Annotated in this window: 23 protein-coding genes; 13 read left to right on the top strand and 10 right to left on the bottom strand. The window is 41.6% G+C overall.

Annotated elements, in window-relative coordinates:
• The first annotated feature begins 7 nt into the window (after nucleotides 1-7).
• The 12 genes from WDA22_13920 (at nucleotide 8) to WDA22_13865 (ending at nucleotide 11,434) form a co-directional block, all read left to right on the top strand.
• Complete coding sequence (locus WDA22_13920) at nucleotides 8-2,251, top strand: TonB-dependent receptor (protein MFA5834571.1); 2,244 nt, start codon at nucleotides 8-10, stop codon at nucleotides 2,249-2,251.
• 336 nt (nucleotides 2,252-2,587) lie between these two features.
• Nucleotides 2,588-3,424 (top strand): alpha/beta hydrolase, encoded by an 837-nt coding sequence (locus WDA22_13915; protein ID MFA5834570.1) that lies wholly within the window; start codon nucleotides 2,588-2,590, stop codon nucleotides 3,422-3,424.
• A gap of 71 nt (nucleotides 3,425-3,495) precedes the next feature.
• Nucleotides 3,496-3,891: a hypothetical protein gene (locus WDA22_13910; GenBank protein MFA5834569.1), complete on the top strand. Its 396-nt coding sequence runs from the start codon at nucleotides 3,496-3,498 to the stop codon at nucleotides 3,889-3,891.
• Nucleotides 3,888-5,903, top strand: coding sequence for a hypothetical protein (locus WDA22_13905; GenBank protein MFA5834568.1), 2,016 nt, complete (start codon nucleotides 3,888-3,890; stop codon nucleotides 5,901-5,903). Before WDA22_13910 ends, WDA22_13905 begins: the two co-directional genes overlap by 4 nt.
• An 8-nt stretch (nucleotides 5,904-5,911) precedes the next feature.
• The gene (locus tag WDA22_13900; GenBank protein ID MFA5834567.1) at nucleotides 5,912-6,790 is read left to right on the top strand and encodes a hypothetical protein; all 879 of its coding nucleotides are present in this window, start codon (nucleotides 5,912-5,914) and stop codon (nucleotides 6,788-6,790) included.
• The gene (locus WDA22_13895) at nucleotides 6,783-6,920 is read left to right on the top strand and encodes a hypothetical protein (GenBank protein MFA5834566.1); all 138 of its coding nucleotides are present in this window, start codon (nucleotides 6,783-6,785) and stop codon (nucleotides 6,918-6,920) included. Before WDA22_13900 ends, WDA22_13895 begins: the two co-directional genes overlap by 8 nt.
• Nucleotides 6,917-8,380 (top strand): glycogen/starch synthase, encoded by a 1,464-nt coding sequence (locus WDA22_13890; protein MFA5834565.1) that lies wholly within the window; start codon nucleotides 6,917-6,919, stop codon nucleotides 8,378-8,380. Before WDA22_13895 ends, WDA22_13890 begins: the two co-directional genes overlap by 4 nt.
• A 28-nt stretch (nucleotides 8,381-8,408) precedes the next feature.
• Nucleotides 8,409-9,287 carry an aldo/keto reductase gene (locus WDA22_13885; GenBank protein ID MFA5834564.1) on the top strand — a complete coding sequence of 293 codons (879 nt, stop codon included), beginning with the start codon at nucleotides 8,409-8,411 and terminating at the stop codon, nucleotides 9,285-9,287.
• 2 nt (nucleotides 9,288-9,289) lie between these two features.
• Nucleotides 9,290-9,931, top strand: a complete 642-nt coding sequence (gene can / locus WDA22_13880; protein MFA5834563.1) for a carbonate dehydratase — start codon at nucleotides 9,290-9,292, stop codon at nucleotides 9,929-9,931.
• 118 nt (nucleotides 9,932-10,049) lie between these two features.
• The gene (locus WDA22_13875) at nucleotides 10,050-10,490 is read left to right on the top strand and encodes a hypothetical protein (protein MFA5834562.1); all 441 of its coding nucleotides are present in this window, start codon (nucleotides 10,050-10,052) and stop codon (nucleotides 10,488-10,490) included.
• A 78-nt stretch (nucleotides 10,491-10,568) separates the two neighbouring features.
• Nucleotides 10,569-11,069, top strand: coding sequence for a hypothetical protein (locus WDA22_13870; protein MFA5834561.1), 501 nt, complete (start codon nucleotides 10,569-10,571; stop codon nucleotides 11,067-11,069).
• Nucleotides 11,066-11,434: a cupin domain-containing protein gene (locus WDA22_13865; GenBank protein ID MFA5834560.1), complete on the top strand. Its 369-nt coding sequence runs from the start codon at nucleotides 11,066-11,068 to the stop codon at nucleotides 11,432-11,434. Before WDA22_13870 ends, WDA22_13865 begins: the two co-directional genes overlap by 4 nt.
• 106 nt (nucleotides 11,435-11,540) lie before the next feature.
• On the opposite strand, the gene WDA22_13860 is transcribed toward WDA22_13865, so the two are convergent.
• Nucleotides 11,541-11,759: a hypothetical protein gene (locus WDA22_13860; protein MFA5834559.1), complete on the bottom strand. Its 219-nt coding sequence runs from the start codon at nucleotides 11,757-11,759 to the stop codon at nucleotides 11,541-11,543.
• A gap of 85 nt (nucleotides 11,760-11,844) precedes the next feature.
• On the opposite strand from WDA22_13860, the gene WDA22_13855 reads away from it, so the two are divergent.
• A complete protein-coding gene (locus WDA22_13855) occupies nucleotides 11,845-12,570 on the top strand; it encodes an alpha/beta hydrolase-fold protein (protein MFA5834558.1) in 726 nt (241 codons plus the stop codon).
• Nucleotides 12,571-12,622: 52 nt separating this feature from the next.
• Here the strand turns inward: WDA22_13855 and WDA22_13850 are convergent, their stop codons facing one another.
• The 9 genes from WDA22_13850 to WDA22_13810 all read right to left on the bottom strand — a co-directional run bounded on the left by WDA22_13850 (nucleotide 12,623) and on the right by WDA22_13810 (nucleotide 19,569).
• Complete coding sequence (locus tag WDA22_13850) at nucleotides 12,623-13,519, bottom strand: PhzF family phenazine biosynthesis protein (GenBank protein ID MFA5834557.1); 897 nt, start codon at nucleotides 13,517-13,519, stop codon at nucleotides 12,623-12,625.
• A gap of 25 nt (nucleotides 13,520-13,544) precedes the next feature.
• Nucleotides 13,545-14,414, bottom strand: a complete 870-nt coding sequence (locus WDA22_13845) for an endonuclease/exonuclease/phosphatase family protein (protein MFA5834556.1) — start codon at nucleotides 14,412-14,414, stop codon at nucleotides 13,545-13,547.
• Between the two features lie 47 nt (nucleotides 14,415-14,461).
• Nucleotides 14,462-14,905 carry a nuclear transport factor 2 family protein gene (locus WDA22_13840; GenBank protein MFA5834555.1) on the bottom strand — a complete coding sequence of 148 codons (444 nt, stop codon included), beginning with the start codon at nucleotides 14,903-14,905 and terminating at the stop codon, nucleotides 14,462-14,464.
• A gap of 381 nt (nucleotides 14,906-15,286) precedes the next feature.
• A complete protein-coding gene (locus WDA22_13835) occupies nucleotides 15,287-15,946 on the bottom strand; it encodes a hypothetical protein (protein ID MFA5834554.1) in 660 nt (219 codons plus the stop codon).
• Nucleotides 15,943-16,557 carry a hypothetical protein gene (locus WDA22_13830; GenBank protein ID MFA5834553.1) on the bottom strand — a complete coding sequence of 205 codons (615 nt, stop codon included), beginning with the start codon at nucleotides 16,555-16,557 and terminating at the stop codon, nucleotides 15,943-15,945. The genes WDA22_13835 and WDA22_13830 overlap by 4 nt, the downstream gene beginning before the upstream one ends.
• Before the next feature lie 104 nt (nucleotides 16,558-16,661).
• A complete protein-coding gene (locus tag WDA22_13825; GenBank protein MFA5834552.1) occupies nucleotides 16,662-17,411 on the bottom strand; it encodes a response regulator in 750 nt (249 codons plus the stop codon).
• The gene (locus tag WDA22_13820; protein MFA5834551.1) at nucleotides 17,408-18,469 is read right to left on the bottom strand and encodes a histidine kinase; all 1,062 of its coding nucleotides are present in this window, start codon (nucleotides 18,467-18,469) and stop codon (nucleotides 17,408-17,410) included. Before WDA22_13820 ends, WDA22_13825 begins: the two co-directional genes overlap by 4 nt.
• Nucleotides 18,470-18,473: 4 nt before the next feature.
• Nucleotides 18,474-19,187 (bottom strand): DUF5668 domain-containing protein, encoded by a 714-nt coding sequence (locus WDA22_13815; protein MFA5834550.1) that lies wholly within the window; start codon nucleotides 19,185-19,187, stop codon nucleotides 18,474-18,476.
• Nucleotides 19,174-19,569 carry a DUF5668 domain-containing protein gene (locus WDA22_13810; GenBank protein MFA5834549.1) on the bottom strand — a complete coding sequence of 132 codons (396 nt, stop codon included), beginning with the start codon at nucleotides 19,567-19,569 and terminating at the stop codon, nucleotides 19,174-19,176. Before WDA22_13810 ends, WDA22_13815 begins: the two co-directional genes overlap by 14 nt.
• Nucleotides 19,570-19,645 lie beyond the last annotated feature (76 nt).

Below are 19,645 nucleotides of genomic sequence, written 5' to 3'. Positions count from 1 at the left end.
AGCGTTTATGAAATATTTCAAGATACTTACTCTTTTCTTCTTATCACTGCAATTTACTTTTTCCCAAACAAACACAGGATCGCTATCCGGTGAAGTTCGAGATGCGGTAACAAAACAACCTCTTCCGGGAGCAAATGTCATGATTCCTGGAACTTCATTTGGTACAGCTTGCAATGAAGAGGGATATTACGTTATTAAAAATCTTCCCCCGGGAAAATATCAAGTAAAAGCAACTTTAATCGGTTATGAAGGAGCTACAAATTCCGACGTAACGATCAATCCACAGCGGAATAAGAAAATCTCCTTTGAATTAAAAACATCCACTATCGAGATGAGTGCCGTGGAAGTGCAAAGCGATTATTTTGCGCGCCCAACAGAAAATGTCGTCAGTATGAGAACACTCTCCCCCGAAGAAATTCGACGTTCTCCCGGGTCCGCCGAAGATATTTTTCGCGTAATGCAATCCATGCCCGGAGTGGCGACTGCGGGCGGAAAAAGTGCGCAGCTCATCGTCCGCGGCGGAAGCCCGAATGAAAATCTCACGTTACTCGACAACATTGAAATTTATAATCCAATCCATTTTGCCCGCACCGGAGAATCGATGGGAATCATTAGTATTGTGAATCCGGCACTTCTTGAGAAAGTAGATTTTCTCACCGGCGGATTTCCGGCAAAGTACGGCGACAAAATGTCTTCCGTGTTTGATATGACTCTTCAGGATGGTAATAAGGAATTGTACAATTCCGATGTGAATGCAAATATTGCAGGATTCGGTGTGATGATCGACGGTCCGCTGATCGATAATAGTTCCGTTATTTTCTCATTGCGACGTGGATTCTTCGATATTCTCACAAAAATTATGGATCGTCCCGCTGCACCGCGATATTATGATGCTGTTGGAAAGATCACGTACGATCTCAATCAAAACAACAGGATCAGCCTTGTCGGTTTCTATTATATAGATCAGATCGACCGTATCGGAGCAACGAAAGAATCATCTGCCATGAGCAAGTACGATTATCTTGCACGCGATGATTTCGGTTCTGCATTCGGATTAAACTGGCGATCACTAGTTTCTCAAAAGGCATTTGTGCTGACAACAATTTCATCTACCGGAAACGGCTGGACAACGAATCAAGGGACCCAAACAAATCATTCATTGCGCGGAGAAGATATTCTTGAAAGTGAATTCATGGTGAAATCCGAATTGACATACCAATTTTCCCCAGCGCTCGATCTAAAACTTGGCGTGATGGGAAAATCGATTGATTCTAAAAACATCACCTGGACACCGGAAGACACAACTCGTACCGGAACAATTATCCCGGCGACAACAATCTCGTTTCAACCGAATGCCACAACAAAATCCGCTATCTATCTTCAGTCATCATACAATATTATACAACCGTTGACACTTTCTGCTGGGTTACGATTTGAGCGGTATGCACTAACAAACGAGAACAATCTTAGCCCCAGACTTGCACTTTCGTATAGAATTATTGAATCGACATCGTTTAATCTTGCGTGGGGAAAATTCGTTCAAACTCCGGCAAGTTATCAAATCTCGCCGGACCCGAGAAATCTTTCCTTAAAAAGCAGTAAAGCAATCCATTATGTTGCCGGGATTGAACATCGTCTTGCCGATGATACCCGTGTAACAATCGAAGCATATCAAAAAGATATTCACGATGTCATTGTCGATCCGGACAGCACGAATCTTCTGTTCAATACCGGCAGCGGATATGCTCGCGGAATTGAATTTTCACTTCAGAAAAAATTCACCGATGGATTTGTCGGAAGTGCTTCCTATTCCTATTCGGTTTCAAGGCGTCAGGACAAAACAACATTACCGGAATATGATTTTGAATATGATCGACCGCATATCGTCAATCTTCTCGCCGGAATGGAAATTGGTGAAGGATGGCAAATTGGTGCTAAGTTCCAGTTTGCATCAGGAAATCCGTATACACCAGTTGTTGGGGTTGTGAAAAAAGGGGGAGTATTCTATCTTGTGGATGGAGCAATGAACTCAGCACGATATCCCGATTACCATAAACTGGATATTCGCGTGGACAAACAGTTCATCCTGAATGGCTGGGCGTTGACAGCGTATCTCGATTTGTGGAATGTGTATAACCAAGATAACGTTATGTCCTATTCATACAAAGCGGACGCGAATGGGAATATCACCAAAACTTCAAGACCCGATTTTGGAATTACACCGATAGCGGGGATTACGGCAAAGTTTTAATATTGACACCATTCGATTTAATGAATGTCCTCTCGGCAAGCCGCGAGATATCTTGTCATGCCAGCGTACGCTGGCATCCAGCGTCCTGGATTCCGGCTTTCGCCGGAATGACGCCGCAAGCGGCGGGGAATTAAGCCCTTAAGAGATTAAAAAATCGGATGGTTTTTGTTATACCTGCACAAGCACATAGTCTTACTATATCGAGTAACATTTAATCCTTTCGTACTCACCCGATCCAAATTTCCAGAATTTGTCCCGTGGTTCATTGTTGATGCCGGAGAAATGATGAAGTAATATTCTCTATTCAAAATTCATCATTCTTCAGTATATTCCCTCATGCAAAACGGTACGTTTACTCTTCAACATCAATCAACGCAAATTGGATATTCCATTGTTGGGAATGGCGAACCTCTACTTATTGCTCCTGTCTCATGGGGAGTTGACGGACATCGATGGACCACGCTGGATGAACTTGCAAAACATTTTACGCTGATCCGGCTTGATCCACGTGGTACGGGAACATCCGGAAGCGTGCAAGAAAAAAGTGAATATGGAATTCCAACACTCGTCATTGATATAGAAGCGCTGCGCATTCATCTTGGCATTGATCGGTGGAACATCATGGGACAATCCGCCGGCGGGTGGACAGCGCTGGAATATACACTCGCTCACCAATCGAGCGTTCAGTCATTGATCGTTGTCTGTTCGGCCCCAACGGGAAAATTTCATAAAAGAACGTTCCGTGATCCCGCACATCCGCTCTATCCGGAGTTTGAAAGAATCTCAAAAGAAGTCCGTTCTCTTCCCGCCGATCACCGGATAAAAGCATTTAATCGCGCCATCTATCAATTTGATGTGCAGAACGATGCCGCAAAACAACTCATTGATGGTATTTTTGCAAAAGCAGAATTCAATTCCCAGCGCAATCAATATTTTGTGATGAATGAGTTGAACCGGTATAATGTAACGGAGCGATTGAAGGAGATTTCTGTTCCAACACTAATCATTGGCGGTACGCATGATGTTCACGTATCACCACAGTGGAGTGAATTCATGGCAGGGAAAATCTCAAATTCACGATTAGTAATGATGGAACATTCCGGGCATTTTCCGTGGCTGGACGAACCAGATCTATTTTTTGAAACAATATTACGATTTATAGAACACGGATAACACAGATAAAACGGATATCCGCGGATGTATCTGTACTAATCCGCGTCATCCGTGTTCTATTTACTTAAACAATGAGTGATCATCTTCCGGAAGTACTAAGAGATATCGTCGAAGGAAAGATCGTCAAACGATCGAAACATGAGTTGATCTTTGACGGCAGGAATGTTTCGTCTTTATTCATTGAAACACTCCGGCGACATCAATTTTTACCGTTGACGGTCGCCGACGTGAAGATTGAACCCGGAGAACGAATTCCCGCGTTCTATATCGATCAAAACACTGCGTACTTCGGCTGGATCTTCTGGGAAAAATTCTCGCAGTTGCGTTTGCGGAAATTGTTCGGTACCGTAGTTCGTAATACCAAGGGAGACTGGCTCATTCAATTGCCATCCAACAGTAGCAAAATCATTTACGCCGATACTTCACAAATTTTTGACATGGATATTGACCGCCCGTTCGAGCTATGATTCGGTTCTTATTGTTTACTTTTTTTTTGCCGCTGACAATTCTTGCACAATCGGAATCGCATGTTCTATCATTTGACGTTGCCGCAAATGTGGACGATAGGACGAAAGAAATCTCGGGAAGCATGCATGTAGCGCTTCGTATCGCGGGAAGTTTAACGTCACAATATTCTTTTTTGGTTCCAAAAGAATGGATTTTCAATTCAATACGTGATCATAACAACGATTCATACGATATTGAGCGTTTTTCATCTGAAAGAACAATGTTCGATCTCATCACCATCGAACTCAACGAACAACAGCACGATTCTCTTTTTTTGAATATCGATTTTAAAGCTATTCTTGATTCACTCTCATCCAGCAGTATATTCGTCAACCAAAGAGAGTTTCTCCTTCCGTATAGTGATTCTGCTTCTTGGCTGCCGCAATTTCATGCTTCACAGACTGAACACTTTTCCGTTGAATTAAAACTTTCACCTCAATTTACACTCATCGCTGAAGAATTATTCGATACTATATCAACCGATGGTATACGCACGTGGAAGCGAAGCACATCAACACCGGTACTGCTCTCAGCTGCTTTCACTCTCTGCGGATTGCGCAATGCAACACAACAGACTTCTTTGAGCTCTGACTCCCTTATTTCAATCTCGTTGTTCACTGCCCCGGCGAAGTTTAATCAACAATATGCTGCCGCTGTTACTCGTCAGATCAATGATGCCATACAATTCTTCAGCTCCGTAACGAAACTGCAGCATATAACTAAACGTACATATGCTGTCGTCGGCAGCGCACAATTAAAACGAAACATTTTTTCAACCGATCGCTTCGTTGTTCTACGAAATTCACCGGCATACTCCCGGTTTGATTCTTCCGCTCTCACCAGATCGTCATACAATCATTGGATCACCGAATTGGCTCATCTCTATATACCAATGAAAGGTGATTCGACAGCGTTGTTCAACGACGGCTTCGCATCGTATCTTACCACACGCTTTCTCGTTTCCACATTTCCAACGGTGGAAAAAGAAGAACGCCTCAGCAGCATAGCCAATACCCTCACATTTTTTCCTGACGGTAATATGGCTTCCGGTTATAAAGAGAAAACAAATACCAATGAGATTGCCGAACAAAAAGGAAAATATTTTTTTTTGATGCTGGAATACCTTCTCAGCCGAGCTTCATTCGATACGGTGATTAGTCTGATGTCGGAACGGTTTTCCAATACTCCGGTATCATTGAGCGAATTTCAAAGACTGTGCGAGCAAGAATACGGATCTTCACTCGATTGGTTTTTCGATCAATGGCTGAACCATTTTACTGCACCGGAATATATTATGCAATGGAAAGACGAAAAAACTCCCCGGGGAATGTCTATTATTCGAATGAATATTGAACAACGCACTGATATATTTTCTATGCCGGTACCAATTGTGTTTTTTTTTGGAAGCAGAATGGTGACAAAACGTGTTTTTGTTGAGCAGCCAAAGCAGGAATTTACATTCACATTTCCGACGACTCCAACGCGGATTGAACTTGATCCTGATTATTCTATCTTTCGTTGGTTGTTGGAACTCCGTATTTCGGCGCACGCAAAAACTTCTCTTCAGTATCTTTCCCTTAACCGTGATATCATCGATGCGGAACGGGAAGCGTTGTACACTCTTCAACTTGATCCGAACAATTCCACAGGAAGTGCCCCGCTGATATATTTTGTGCTGGGAAACATCGCCGCCCTAAATAAGAACGTTGAAAAAGCTAAAGAATATTTTACGAAAGCATCATCATCCATTTCCACTAAAGAAACAGAGCCATATACATTATTAAGCTTGGTTCGCTATGCCAACCTTTTGGACAACGAAGGAAAGCGAGACGAAGCAGTAACATACTATCAGCGTATTATTACTGAGAGTTTAAAAAATCCGCTGATTTTTGAACGTACCATTATTGAAGCGGAACATTTTTTATTAAAACCCTTCAACCACAATGATGATGTGTGGTTCAATGTCCATTAAAAGGCATTATGACAATTCAAGTTCCTCCTGATTTTAATTTTCAAACTACCATCAATTCACACGGATGGTACGATCTTCCCCCATTCAGCACCAACGAATCGATGTCGGAATTACTGACCGTCATTTCATTGACGAAGAGCAAGCATGTGCCAGTGCGGATCCATCCCCAGCAATCCATACTTAGTATCACCATTGAAAATCATCTTCGAATCACACGAACGGAAAAAGAAAAGATCAAAAACAATGTTCGCTCCATTCTTCGTATTGATGAATCGCTCAACGAGTTCTATACTCTCTGTAGAAAAGAATCACATTTGCGCTGGGTGGCGAAGAAGAAGGCGGGCAGAATACTCCGATCACCTTCAGTATTCGAAGATGTCGTGAAGATGATGTTTACCACAAACTGCAGCTGGGCTCTTACAAAAATTCAAACGAACCATCTAACAAAAAAACTTGGCGTTGAAACGGCTGAGAATGTCTTTTCATTCCCGTCGCCTGAAACCATTGCTAAAAAATCTGAGAAATGGCTGCGCAAAGAAATCTCCTGCGGTTACCGTGCACCATATCTTCTTGAACTCTGTAGAAATCTCTCGAACAAAAAAATTGAATTGGAGTCGCTGCGGCATTCCGATCTCCCAACGGAAGAACTGTATTGGAAATTGCGCTCTATTAAGGGAATAGGGCATTACGCCGCCGGAAATATTTTGAAACTTCTTGGACGATATGAGCATCTCGGTATTGATTCGTGGGTCCGGAAACGGTTTTCCGAAATCCATAAGAAAGGACGGAAAGTCTCTGATGCTGCAATCGAAAAACATTATGACCGGTACGGCAAATGGCGCGGACTGATCTGCCTGATGGAAGTAACATCGGATTGGCATGAATAACTCAAGCAGGGCTGAAGATAAAACAGTCATGGTGAATGCATCCATCAAAAGCGAACACACCGATCCATTTTTTGCAATTGCTCGTCTGTTTTTTGATATTGGTACATCATCTCGTCAGGAATTCAAATGAAAGTTGCCATAGTTGCTTCTGAATGCGCGCCGTTCGCAAAAACCGGCGGACTTGCCGATGTTGTCGGCACCCTTCCAAAATATCTTGCAGCATTGGGAGTTGATGTAAAAGTTTTCATTCCGAAATACGATTCGATTGATGAAAAAAAATTCAACCTGCAGCTTGTCGACGACATCGGCGTTATAGATGTCCGTGTTGCCGGTTTTCCCCGCTCCGTAAAAATTTTTTCGACAACAATTCCCGGTTCGCAGGTTAAAATATATTTTATCGATTTTCCGGAATATTATCACCGGGGGAAGATTTATACGGAAAATTGGGACGAAGATGAGCGATTCATTTTGTTGAACAAGGCAGTGATCGAATTATGCCAACGTCTCAAGTGGGCGCCCGATGTGTTTCACTGCAACGACTGGCAAACGGGATTGCTGCCGCTCTTTGTGAAAGATAATTACAGCTGGGATCGGCTGTTCGATCACTCCACATTTCTATATTCCATTCACAACATTGGTTATCCGGGAAGATTTTCGTTCGATACGTTGATGAAAGCAGAGTTACGTCCGGAATATGGACAGGACGGTTTGCTCGACTATGATAATTCATTTTGTATGATGAAGGGGGGAATTTTACTCTCCGAAATAATCAGCACGGTCAGTGAAACATATGCCAAGGAAGTACTAACGCCGGCATTTGGCTCCGGAATGGAACAGTATTTACAATTGCGTGAAAAAGATTTTTTCGGCGTGTTGAATGGCATCGACACGGAAGAGTGGAATCCCGAAACCGACAAACATATTCCATTTCATTTTTCACAAAACGACCTCGGGAATAAGAAAAAGAATAAACAATTCCTTTTGGAAAAAACGACGTTGACATTCAATGAACATCTTCCAGTGATTGGAATTATCTCACGTCTTGTGCCGCAAAAAGGCTTTGATCTTATTGCCGAAGCCATTCAGGAACTGATGCAGCTGGATGCGCAATGGGTAATTCTTGGAAGTGGTGATGAAAAGTTTGAACTCTTATTTAAAGCAATGAACAATACATTACCAGAAAAATGCTGGACATATCTTGGTTTCAACAATGAATTAGCTCATTTGATTGAAGCAGGCGCCGATATGTTTTTAATGCCTTCACATTATGAACCGTGCGGCCTTAATCAAATGTACTCGCTACGATATGGGACCGTTCCGATTGTTCGTAAAACCGGCGGCCTTGCCGATACTGTGCAGGATTGGCATGAATATCAATCATACGGACAAGATATTGGAAACGGATTCTCGTTTAACGATGCAACAGGATATGCATTACACGCTACAGTAAAACGGGCAATCGATTCATTTCATATTCCTGAAGAATGGAAAAAAATTCAATTGAACGGCATGTCAAAGGATTTTTCGTGGGATCATTCAGCAAAAGAATATGTGCGATTATATGAGCTTGCAATAGCAAAGAAAAAATAAAAAATTCCAACGATATTCAATCACATACATGGAAAAAAGAAATTACGGCATAACAAATATTACGCTTCCCGTTCTTGGTTTTGGCGCAGGATTAATTGGGGATGCCAAAATGGATGAAAATTATGTCGGATACTTTGTCAATCAGATCGTCGATCTCGGCATTACCTTCATCGATACTGCACGCGGGTATGGATTGTCAGAAGAACGCATAGGGCGGCATCTCTCGTGGCGAAGAAATGATTTTATTCTTTCTACAAAAGTCGGCTATAGCATTCCCGGATATCAGGACTGGACATATGAATGTGTAGTTGCAGGAGTGCATCACGCATTGCAACTGATGAAGACGGATCATATCGATATTGTTCATCTTCACTCCTGCCCAAAAGAAACTCTCGAAAATGGAGATGTTATTCTTGCACTGCAGAAAATGACTCAGGAGGGAAAAATTCGCGTCGCAGCATATTCCGGAGAAAATGACGCATTAAATTTTGCAATGCGTTCAAATCAATTCAACGGATTAATGAGCTCAATCAACATCTTTGACCAGCGTTCAATCGATTCGGTTGTAACTCCTGCGTCAAAGAAAGGGATCGGGTATATTGCCAAACGCCCTATCGGTAACGCACCTTGGCTTCATGATAAATTACCATCGGGAAATTACTGTGAAGAATATTGGAAGCGTATGAAGGCGATGAAGCTCGAATTCGGCGATGAATGGACAGATATTGCACTTCGTTTTACTGCTTTTACACCCGGCATCAGCAGCTCCATCGTCGGAACAACAAATCTTGATCATATCAAAAAGAACATCGAAATTGTAACCAAAGGACCCCTTCCTGCCGGTACCATTGAAACAATTCGCGCAGCTTTCAAACAAAATGATACTCAATGGATCGGACAAGTGTAATCATGAGCAGTTTATCGAACCTTCTTGAGAACAATCGCCGGTGGGCTTCAGATCGCATTGAACAACAGAAAGATTTTTTTCAACGGCTCGCAAATATACAAACGCCGCAATATCTCTGGATAGGATGTTCCGACAGCCGTGTTCCAGCGAATGAAATTGTTGCGCTCAATCCCGGTGAATTGTTCGTACACCGCAACGTTGGCAATGTGGTTGTTCACACGGATTTAAATTGCCTTTCGGTGATCCAATATGCCGTGGATGTTCTCGAAGTGAAACACATTATGGTCGTGGGACATTACGGCTGTGGCGGCGTTCGAGCCGCGCTGATTAACCGACGATATGGATTGATCGACAATTGGCTGCGGCATATTCAGGATGTTCATCAAAAATACCGATCGAAAGTTGAATCCGCCGGAGAGATGGACAAACAAGTCGATCGGCTGTGCGAATTAAATGTGATTGACCAAACGTTAAACGTATGCGAAACGACAGTTATTCAAGATGCCTGGGCACGAGGACAATCACTTCAAGTTCATGGATGGATCTACGGATTGCATGATGGATTGATCCGCGACCTGAAGATTACCATGGATTCTGCGGATGATATGGCCGCCATATATCAACGGGCAATCACAATACTATAACCACACTATTATGAATTCTTACCAACAACTTTCAGAATATGAATTCGAACGTGTTTTGACACCAGAAGTTGTTCGGGTGTTTCAGATTATTCAATCAGCTTTATTGGGAGGAGCGACTATGTTCGCACTTGTCGTTCTTTTGCTGCACTCCCAACATACTGCTAACGGATCCGGCGATGTAGAAGTTGTTAATATTTTGAGTATCATCAACGCATTATTCGCCATTGGAGTGTTTGGAATTTCCCGGATGCTATTTGAACGAATGTTTGCTGATCAGCAGCTTAATAACTCCATCTCATCATCCGCTGCATCCTACGAACAATCTCTCGCCACAATCCGTGCAGCCATAATTATTCGTATGGCGCTGCTTGAAGGAGCAGCATTCTTCGGACTTGTCGTTTGCATGATTGCTGTCACTGGTGGAATAACACAACAAAAACCAGAATATCTTTTCAATATGGCATCATATCTCCTCTTCATGCTAATCGGCATCAATACATTTCCAACGAAGAATGCGCTGCAGGATATTTTCAGAAAAAATATTCTGAAAAAGATTTGATCGAATACAATTTTCTACAATTGTGGATTGATTCTCTCTCATAAACTCCTGTTGTTATAGAAAACAATGGAGTAAATTATGCGTGCTATGTTTATCACAATTATTTTCACAATGCAGCTTTTCGGTCAGCAACCAGTTAAGCAGGATCCTACACTGTTCGATTTTTGGGTAGGTGAATGGGACTTAACATGGAAGGATCCTGACGGTTCAACCGCAAGCGGAAGAAACCTCATCACAAAAATTTTAGACGGAAAAGTCATTCAGGAAAATTTTACCGGATTAACCGGACAGTCAAAAGGTTATAAAGGACAAAGTAACTCTCTGCTGGATAATCGCACCGGAGTATGGATGCAAACATGGGTAGATAATCAAAGTTCGTATCTTCCCTTTACGGGTGGAGCCGAGGGAGCGAATAGATTCTTTGAACATGAATTCATGAAGGATGGAAAACTTCACCGGGGAAAGATGATCTTTCGAAATATCACAAAAGATGCATTCGTGTGGGGTTGGATGAAATCTATTGATAATGGGAAAACATGGAACATCGAATGGAGCATCAACTATCAACGAATAAAATGATTATTTCAAAAGTACGTCTCGCTGAAAAATTTTCCCTGATCAATGAACATTGGCGTCCAAAAGTAGTGGGGGCGCTAAACGGACAGGAAGTGAAGCTGGTGAAGTTTAAAGGAGAATTCGTCTGGCATCATCATGATACGGAAGATGAATTATTTTTGTGCATTAAAGGAACGATGAGTGTTGATTTCAGGGATCAAACAATCGATCTGCACCCGGGAGAGTTTGTAATCATTCCTCATTCCGTTGAACATAGAACTCGCGCCGTAGAAGAGACAGAAGTATTAATCTTTGAACCTGCTGCTACAAAGAATACCGGCAATATTACCGACCCCACTTTTACCGCACCGAATGATGTATCGATATAATTGTTATTGATCCATTAGTACAAACACCCAACAGTTATTCGCGCCATCTCAAAAATATTTCATTGCCATGCTGCGAAAACGAGCTATGACATATCTTTATACCGCTTCATTTTTGGGAGAGGTTCCCTTGGTCTATTTTCTGCTTTCCTGACCGAAGACTAATAATCACCGAAGCGAAAGAAGCTCCCGCCCCAAAAGCAGTTGCGTAAAACGTCACAAGATCCACTGTTCGAACTTCTCTTAATAATGACGTAAAAGCTGTTATGGTGGAAAGAATAATATTGACGACGGTAGTGAGAATAAAAAATTTTGTTGATTTTTTCATGATGTAATCAGCATAGTAATAGAAAAGTGTTTTGGGATGTTAGTTTTCCTTCTTATATTAATCAAATTTTTTACATGAGGAAAGAATGCATCGAGAAATTCATCAATGGTACAGCCCAAGTTTACACAAAAATATGGAGATTGCCGTCTACGGAAATTACGGTCCTGCCCTATTGATGTTCCCTACCGCAGCAGCCGATTATCTGGAATATGAGCGTTTTCAATTAATCAACGCAATCGCTCCGTTTATTAATGAGGGAAAACTGAAAGCATTTTCCATCAATAGCATCAATAACGAAAGCTGGCTCAATAATTCGATGCAACCGCATCACAAAGCAATTCGTCATCAGCAGTATAACGATTATGTCATCAACGAAGTGGTACCGTTCATTCACGATCACAGCAAAGGTTTGACACCAATTGTCACCACCGGCGCGTCGCTAGGTGCGTTGCATGCATTGAATATTTTTTTTCGCAGACCGGATATATTTTCCGGAACAATTGCGATGAGCGGTGACTATAACCTACAGTCATATACCAAAGGTTATTACGACGATAACGTGTTCTTTAATTCACCTGAGCAATATCTTCCTGGCATTACGGATCATGAATATCTCGAACAGATGAGACGAGCGAGAATTATTATTGCAACAGGACAAGGAAATTTTGAAAGCCCCGATGCATCGCGGCGTCTTTCGGGAATTTTACATTCAAAATCGATCCCTCATTGGCTGGATGTGTGGGGATACGACATGCCGCACGATTGGCCAACGTGGCGTTCCATGTTGCCATATTTTTTAAGTAAGATGTAAAAAAGCAATTGCATGAATACAAGATTGCATAATTATCAAGATTGATACGTTTTTAAATTTCTAAAAAACCTTCCATCATCATCACAGCATTTCCTCCGACACGAACTCCGGTGATATTTCCTGCTTTCTTGTCAGCTTCAATATAAAGCAAACTCGGCCTTCCCATTTCGAAGCCTTGCTCAATGTTCCATTTCAACGTTCCGTCTCTCAACGGATCTTTCGCTGCCAAATATCCGGCAAATGCTGCGCAGGCACTCCCGGTTGCTGGATCTTCAGGAATTCCAAGAAGGGGCGCAAACATACGTGCCCTGAATTGGAAATCTGTTTTTTCTGTTTCTGTTGTAAAGACAAATACTTCTTTCAGTCGAAGTTCTTCCATCGTCTGAACATTGACGCTGATACGCTCCAGGGATTTTCTGTTCTTTACAGCAACGAAGAGAAATGGAAAACCAACCCCCACAAACTGCAATGGAAATTGTTTATCCATAATCTCTTCTCTTGATAGGGTGAACATCTTTGCAAGAATATCTGCCGATGGAACGGAATCATTAAACTCAGGAAGTTTTGCCGCCGCTAATTGAGCAAATGTCGGTTTTCCGTCTGTTAAACGAATTTTTACAGGAACTGGACCAACACCTTCTTCCAAAATAATTGTCGTTTCGTTCCCCTGAAGTGTGATTGCTCCGATCGTTCCTAATGTGATTGCTGTGCCGATTGTTGGGTGGCCCGCAAACGGTAATTCTCCGCCAGGAGTAAAAATACGAACGCGTTTGGTATGCTTTGAATCAACCGGCGGATACACAAACGATGTCTCCGACAAATTGAACTCTTTTGCAATTTGTTGTAATAAATGATCCGGTATGTTCGTTGCATCCGGAAAAACAGCAAGCTGATTTCCGGAAAATTGTTTGTCCGTAAAAACGTCACATGTATAATATTGTATCTTCATCTGTACACTCTTGCGCAATAAATGGTTATGGAACAACTTGAAAATTGATTTCTGTTATTACCGGAAAATGATCTGAAGGAATTCGTCCATAGAATGAATCCGTTAACGTACCGTGACTCAAAACCGTTGTTCCTTCGCTGACAAAAATATAATCTATCGGTTCATCGGCGTATTTCTGGATGTTAAATGCATTAAACGTTCCGTTCGGGCCATGATGTTGTTGAAGAGAATGGAAACGCGTATCAATAAATTTTCTTTTCGATTTATTTGAAATAATTGTCTGATATGGATCATCAGACGGATGGGAATTAAAATCTCCTGTGATCACTACCGGTTCACGGTTGGTGATGACATCGATCGAATCCTTCAATAATCGCGCACTTTCTTTTCTCGCAATTTTTCCCAAGTGATCCAAATGAGTATTAAAAAAGAAAAAGTTCTGTTTAGCTTTCTTTTCCCGAAATTCTCCCCATGTCACAATTCTGTTGCATGCCGCATCCCAACCCAGTCCGGGATGTGACGGTGTTTGAGAACACCAGAATGTGGACGTGCGAATTGTATCAAATTTTTCTTTGCGATAGAAGATCGCCATAAACTCACCTTCTGTCTTTCCATCATCTCTTCCTACGCCAAACCATGCATAGTCCGGTAATACTTGTGTAAGATATTCAATCTGATGTTTCTGGGTTTCCTGAAGACCGACAATATCGGGATGATAATAACGGATCATACTGGCAAAATGTTCTTTTCTGTTATCCCATCTGTTTTCCCCGTCGATGGCTACATCAAGCCTAATGTTATATGTCATCACACGAACAGATGATTGCGGCTGTGCAAACAGATTTATGGAGCAAACAATAATGAAAAATATTGTGCTTTTAATAATATGGCTCATAATGTCTCCCTTTGCAGTCCAGATAGGATACAAATAATTTCAGAATGTTATTGTTGAGGTTTCATTTCCCACAACACATTGATAATTTTCCATTCACCATTCCAGCGTCCAATATGCATAAAATCATACCAGTCACTCATTTCTGCCTTAACACTTGCGGTATTATTATAGATGCTGAGAATTGTAATGTTTTTGATTTGTCTCTCTTTTGATATCCTTTTTCCGTAGCCTTTTCCTGTTCGTTCAACAAGTTGTTCACCATTCATTTCGCTGAGAACATTTTCGTTTTTAGTGACATCTTCGCTCCAACCGACAATTCGTTTTGCCAGTTTCGGGTGGACCGCTTTGGCCATTCTTTCAGCGTTCCCTTCATACCAGCCTTCTACGTAATTCAATGCCGTCGCCCGAATATCTGCGCTGTCTTTTGCAGATTGTGCAAAACTGGTATGTGCAACGCTGATACAACACATCAATAAAAATATTCGTTTCATACATGGTTCCTTTATTTTAATGTTTGAAAATAGTCTAGCGGTCTGCCTTTTCCATTTGACTCAACAACACCATCGGAAATATTCACTTCGCAGTCAAACACCAAGAGCGCATGAATGCGTGGATTAATAAATCTCGATAGATAAACCAACAAATGAAACAGTTTCGGAGGAATCGTTATCAGTGATGGCTTTTTACAACAATGCGAAACGCCAACTCAATAATTTCTTTTCGTTTTACTATCTCGGGATCGCCTGCAATAATTTCTGTTTTCTTTTCTGATAATGCTTCTTGAGCTCTTACCCAATCTCTTTCATTTTGTAACTACCTCACAACCAATTAACCAAGTTTTCCCGATACACCAGTCACAAGAACGCGTTTCATTATTCCTTTCCCCGTAAAGAAATTTTAGAATTGATCATGGAAAGCTTTTCTGCAATTTTAGGACTGTATAGTTCAAAAACACCTACAACAAAAAAATAAAGGAAACCTGCCGCCAACATCGATTGCGGATCTTCAAACCATAATCCTGCTCCACTCGTGGTGAGATGTTGAATGTATTCACTTGTCCAACCAAATGCAGGGATCGGCAAAAAAACAGTGACAAAAATGGAAAGAACATAACAAAAAACGCTCATTCCCCAGTTAGCCATCAACATAGCCTGATGTGATGCAGTATTTCCATCGCCGAACAATACTGCCATTATTCTATTGAGCACTAACAGCCAAAATGCGCTGAGCGCCCACATTTCATTATTGGGCAAAGCAAATGTCCAAACAAACAGTGAGTAGAACATTCCCAATCCTATCGCGCGAAGGATTTTAATGAATTTTGAAGTCCCGGCAATAATTGCCCAACCCATGAATGCAGCAGAATGAATGGTAATGAACTCAAGAAGCATGATCATTAAAAAATATATCTGCATGTTCTCGCCGAGCGCTTTCGGTTCTATCCACGTAACCAAAAATGCCAAACCCATAATAAGATCAGGACCCGCTGTCAAACTGCTCTTCATCCATATCGGAAATGAAAAACCGTTCATACCATCACCTTTTCCAAATTTCCACGTCTCATTTTCAGCTCATACAAACCTATCAAAGAAAAATACAAAAATCCCCACGCTATCATTTTGTGCGGTTGATCGATAAAGTCACCACCCATGTTTAAATGAGAAAGAGCGTTCGATGAAACTCCAAATGTTGGAAGAGGAATCAGAAGAACAGCAAACAACGAAACCAGGTAACACGCGACATTCACTCCCCACATATTCATTATAAATTCATTCTCTTTTCCTTGTTCTGCTTGACCGGTCAAAACACTCAACATTCTGTTGAACATTAATCCCCCAAATGCTATCAACGGCCACCACGATCTGAATCCAAACGAAAACCCGAGGACAAAAACAGAATAGAATAATCCTAAGCCAAAAAGTATTTTAATTTTTTTCCCTTTTGGTGCATTACCATAAATAATACTCGTCATAAATCCTGCTGAGTGAATAATAATAAATTCTAGAATCATTATTTGGGAAAGAGAGGAAACCATATCTTCGCCAATCGATGCCGGATCAATCCATGTGGCAAGAAATGCAAGCCCCATCACAAAATCGGGAGCGGCGGAAAACACATTGGAATATGGAAGATGAAAATTCATTTTGATCAGATGTGATTAATGATATTAAAAAAAGAAGCACCAAATTCCAAATACCAAATCAATCCAATCCTTTTTGGAATTTGGGATTTGTTGTTTGGATTTTCTTAGAGGAGTTCTTTCAACTTATCGTATCCGGTACGACTGACGGGTAACTGCGTTCCATCTTTCAGAACGGCTGTGCGGGAATCTTTTGCGTAGAGTTCAATTTTGGACAGGCGTTCGATATTCAGAATATATGATCGATGAATGCGGACAAACCGCCGGGGATCAAGACCCGTTTCCAATTCAGCAAGACGTTGCATTTTTAAGTGAGATTTGGATTCTGAACGAAATGAGACGTAATCGTCCTGCGCTTCAATATAATCAATCTTTTCCACCGGTATGACAAGGACTTTACTTCCTTCTTTAATCAGAACACGTTCCCATTGCTGGTCTACCGGTTTTGCATCGGCTGCAGCTTCTTTTGCTTTGTTGGGAATCTGTTTGCTCAACCGTTGAAGCGCTTGTTCTAATGCTTCATTGAAACGTTCTTTTCCGTATGGTTTTAAGAGATAATCGACCGCATGAACGTCGAATGCTTTTAATGCGTATTGATCGAACGCTGTCACAAAAATGACTGCTGGTGGTACTTCCAGAAGTTCAATCACTTCAAAGCCGCTCAGTTTCGGCATTTGAATATCCAGAAACATCAAGTCGGGTTGAACTTCCGTTACCGCTTTCACCGCTTCAAAACCATTGGAACACTCTGCAACGATTTCAATATTGGAGTGCACGGAAAGATATTCCCGAACTAAGCTTCGGGCCAGTTCTTCATCATCCACGATGATCACCGTAGTTTTTTTTGTCGATTTCATTTTCTTGAAGTACTTGGTAAAAATATAATTACTTGAAATGTCCCATTGCTGGAGTTCATTTTCAGATCGCCGTCATTATTATAGATTGTCTGCAGCCGTTTTCGGACAATCTCCATTCCCATTCCCGCCCCTTGTCTTTTTGGCATATCAGCATCAATGGAATTTTCAATCGTGATGAAAAGACGATCGTTCTTCTTCTGCGTTAAGAGTGAAATGGTACCGCCGTCAATACTATTTGAAATCCCATGCTTAATCGCGTTCTCTACCAATGGTTGAAGTAATAACGGTGGAATATGATCAGCAAGAGTTTCCGGATCAATTGTTTCATCCACATGAAGTCGCTTTCCGAATCGGATCTTTTCAATATCAAGATAATGATGCAGAAGAGAAAGTTCTTCTTTCAACGAAATGGTTTCTTTCGCACCGTAGGAAAGAGACTTCCGGAAAAAATCGGCCAATGTCGTGGTCATTGTCCTCGCCAATTCCGCATTCGTCGTTATTAACGCACTGATGGAATTCAGACTGTTGAAAAGGAAGTGCGGGTCGATCTGCATCCGAAGCGCTTTCAGCTCTGCATTCTGCGCGAGCAACCGCGCTTCGTATGCAGCATGTTCGGATTCTTTTGTCCGTTCAAATGCGGAAATCAAATAGCTGATTGCCAGCGAACCGATGAACAATGGTTTTCCGGTAACATAGACGATGAGCAAGGTTTGGTTGATCGGCAGAGGTGAGAGTTTTACGGCAAAGATTTGTTCCATGCTGTACATCAATCCCCACCCCAATAATGTCCACACTGAGCTGACAATCACCACCGCAACCGTTGCAATAAGAAGAATTTTCCAAATGGAGGTTCGTTCCAATGGGAAAGCACGACAAAGATACCAAGCTGATAAATTCACTTCTCCGTAGAACAACATCATGGGAAGCGAGAATCCTATGGAAAAAAGAGGATGAAGGCCGTTGTACACTGAAATGAGGAATCCCGAAATAATTCCCAGGATTCCCCAAACAATCAGGTAAATTGTAAACTTCTTTTTATCGGAGAGGATCGGATGCATTCATTTAATTTTTTACTTCGATACCACCCATGATAATGTTTCCGGTAATAACCAATTTTTTTGATATTCCCTCTTTTGCAGGATATGTTTTATCCTCTACACCCCCCATAATCGGAGTTGCTTCCACAGAAACTGCCCATCCCATCGGAACACGAATCTCAATTCCCCCCATAATGATATTCACGTCAATCTGTGCCTCATTCCCTTTCATATCGGCATCACGCAGATCAATCTCACATCCACCCATCAACGCGGAGATCTCTCCTCCCTTAAAATCTTTTGATGTAATAATTCGCTTCACACCGCTCATCAATGCCATGTTCTTTATATAAGCATCAGAATCGGAAGAGACATCTTGGAACGGATTGTTTGAATAGTTTTTCTTTCGCTTCCATGATCCGCGCAAAAAGTTCAAACCGATAATGATCAGAATAATCGGCCACCAATCCCACACTCGAAAGTTGATGAAATCCAATCTATCCAGCAGCATCAAAGCACCAACAGCAGCAATAATCCATCCGAATAATTGTCCCGAAACGGTTTTTGATTGCAACGCTTTTGTCACACCGTATACCACAAGGATTGCAGGCCAATATCGCAAAATACTTCCGGCGTAAATGATATCGAGATTATCGAGCATAAAAATAATGCCGACTCCAATAATCATCAATCCAAGAATGAATTGCGGCGAAATGAGTGAAGGCTTATTGTTGTCCATAATGTTCTTCCTTATAAAATTTCTTTGAATCTTTTGTCAGCGATTCCCACATCATACTCACGCCCCATGCTATCAAGATTGCCGGCCACGTTTCGCTGAAACTCAATCCATAGACGTGGTTAAGGGAAACATACAGCCATAGTCCGAGAAATATCCACCAGATTCCCTTGCCAATATGATAAAGGGTCGGTGCATCTGCAAGTTTTCCAATCCCAATAAAAACGAATATGAACGGCCATAACTGCCAGATAGAATGAATGCCGAGATCGTACAGATAAATAATATCCAATTGGTGAAGCAGCATTACGGTGCCAAAAATAATCAACATGCTTCCTACCACTGCATCCTGAACGCTGAAACGGCGGCGGCGAATATTTGTCATGAGCTTTTCCTTTCTGTTTAATGAACTGCATAAACATACTCGTAATTTCCCGGAAAGTTAGCCCGTTTTCGGTGAA

It is taken from the genome of Bacteroidota bacterium (assembly GCA_041658205.1).
GTDB lineage: Bacteria > Bacteroidota > Ignavibacteria > UBA10030 > UBA8401 > UBA8401.
This window is presented reverse-complemented; position numbering and strand designations above follow the sequence as displayed.

Excerpts from the sequence above, each read along its gene's own strand:
- WDA22_13820 (MFA5834551.1), bottom strand. The coding sequence starts at position 18,469 with ATGCATCCGATCCTCTCCGATAAAAAGAAGTTTACAATTTACCTGATT.
- WDA22_13885 (MFA5834564.1), top strand. The coding sequence starts at position 8,409 with ATGGAAAAAAGAAATTACGGCATAACAAATATTACGCTTCCCGTTCTT.
- WDA22_13865 (MFA5834560.1), top strand. The coding sequence starts at position 11,066 with ATGATTATTTCAAAAGTACGTCTCGCTGAAAAATTTTCCCTGATCAAT.
- WDA22_13825 (MFA5834552.1), bottom strand. The coding sequence starts at position 17,411 with ATGAAATCGACAAAAAAAACTACGGTGATCATCGTGGATGATGAAGAA.
- WDA22_13895 (MFA5834566.1), top strand. The coding sequence starts at position 6,783 with ATGAATAACTCAAGCAGGGCTGAAGATAAAACAGTCATGGTGAATGCA.
- WDA22_13910 (MFA5834569.1), top strand. The coding sequence starts at position 3,496 with ATGAGTGATCATCTTCCGGAAGTACTAAGAGATATCGTCGAAGGAAAG.
- WDA22_13900 (MFA5834567.1), top strand. The coding sequence starts at position 5,912 with ATGACAATTCAAGTTCCTCCTGATTTTAATTTTCAAACTACCATCAAT.
- WDA22_13830 (MFA5834553.1), bottom strand. The coding sequence starts at position 16,557 with ATGAATTTTCATCTTCCATATTCCAATGTGTTTTCCGCCGCTCCCGAT.
- WDA22_13810 (MFA5834549.1), bottom strand. The coding sequence starts at position 19,569 with ATGACAAATATTCGCCGCCGCCGTTTCAGCGTTCAGGATGCAGTGGTA.
- WDA22_13875 (MFA5834562.1), top strand. The coding sequence starts at position 10,050 with ATGTTCGCACTTGTCGTTCTTTTGCTGCACTCCCAACATACTGCTAAC.
- WDA22_13860 (MFA5834559.1), bottom strand. The coding sequence starts at position 11,759 with ATGAAAAAATCAACAAAATTTTTTATTCTCACTACCGTCGTCAATATT.
- WDA22_13815 (MFA5834550.1), bottom strand. The coding sequence starts at position 19,187 with ATGGACAACAATAAGCCTTCACTCATTTCGCCGCAATTCATTCTTGGA.
- WDA22_13870 (MFA5834561.1), top strand. The coding sequence starts at position 10,569 with ATGCGTGCTATGTTTATCACAATTATTTTCACAATGCAGCTTTTCGGT.
- WDA22_13845 (MFA5834556.1), bottom strand. The coding sequence starts at position 14,414 with ATGAGCCATATTATTAAAAGCACAATATTTTTCATTATTGTTTGCTCC.
- WDA22_13890 (MFA5834565.1), top strand. The coding sequence starts at position 6,917 with ATGAAAGTTGCCATAGTTGCTTCTGAATGCGCGCCGTTCGCAAAAACC.
- can (MFA5834563.1), top strand. The coding sequence starts at position 9,290 with ATGAGCAGTTTATCGAACCTTCTTGAGAACAATCGCCGGTGGGCTTCA.
- WDA22_13905 (MFA5834568.1), top strand. The coding sequence starts at position 3,888 with ATGATTCGGTTCTTATTGTTTACTTTTTTTTTGCCGCTGACAATTCTT.
- WDA22_13920 (MFA5834571.1), top strand. The coding sequence starts at position 8 with ATGAAATATTTCAAGATACTTACTCTTTTCTTCTTATCACTGCAATTT.
- WDA22_13835 (MFA5834554.1), bottom strand. The coding sequence starts at position 15,946 with ATGAACGGTTTTTCATTTCCGATATGGATGAAGAGCAGTTTGACAGCG.
- WDA22_13850 (MFA5834557.1), bottom strand. The coding sequence starts at position 13,519 with ATGAAGATACAATATTATACATGTGACGTTTTTACGGACAAACAATTT.
- WDA22_13840 (MFA5834555.1), bottom strand. The coding sequence starts at position 14,905 with ATGAAACGAATATTTTTATTGATGTGTTGTATCAGCGTTGCACATACC.
- WDA22_13855 (MFA5834558.1), top strand. The coding sequence starts at position 11,845 with ATGCATCGAGAAATTCATCAATGGTACAGCCCAAGTTTACACAAAAAT.
- WDA22_13915 (MFA5834570.1), top strand. The coding sequence starts at position 2,588 with ATGCAAAACGGTACGTTTACTCTTCAACATCAATCAACGCAAATTGGA.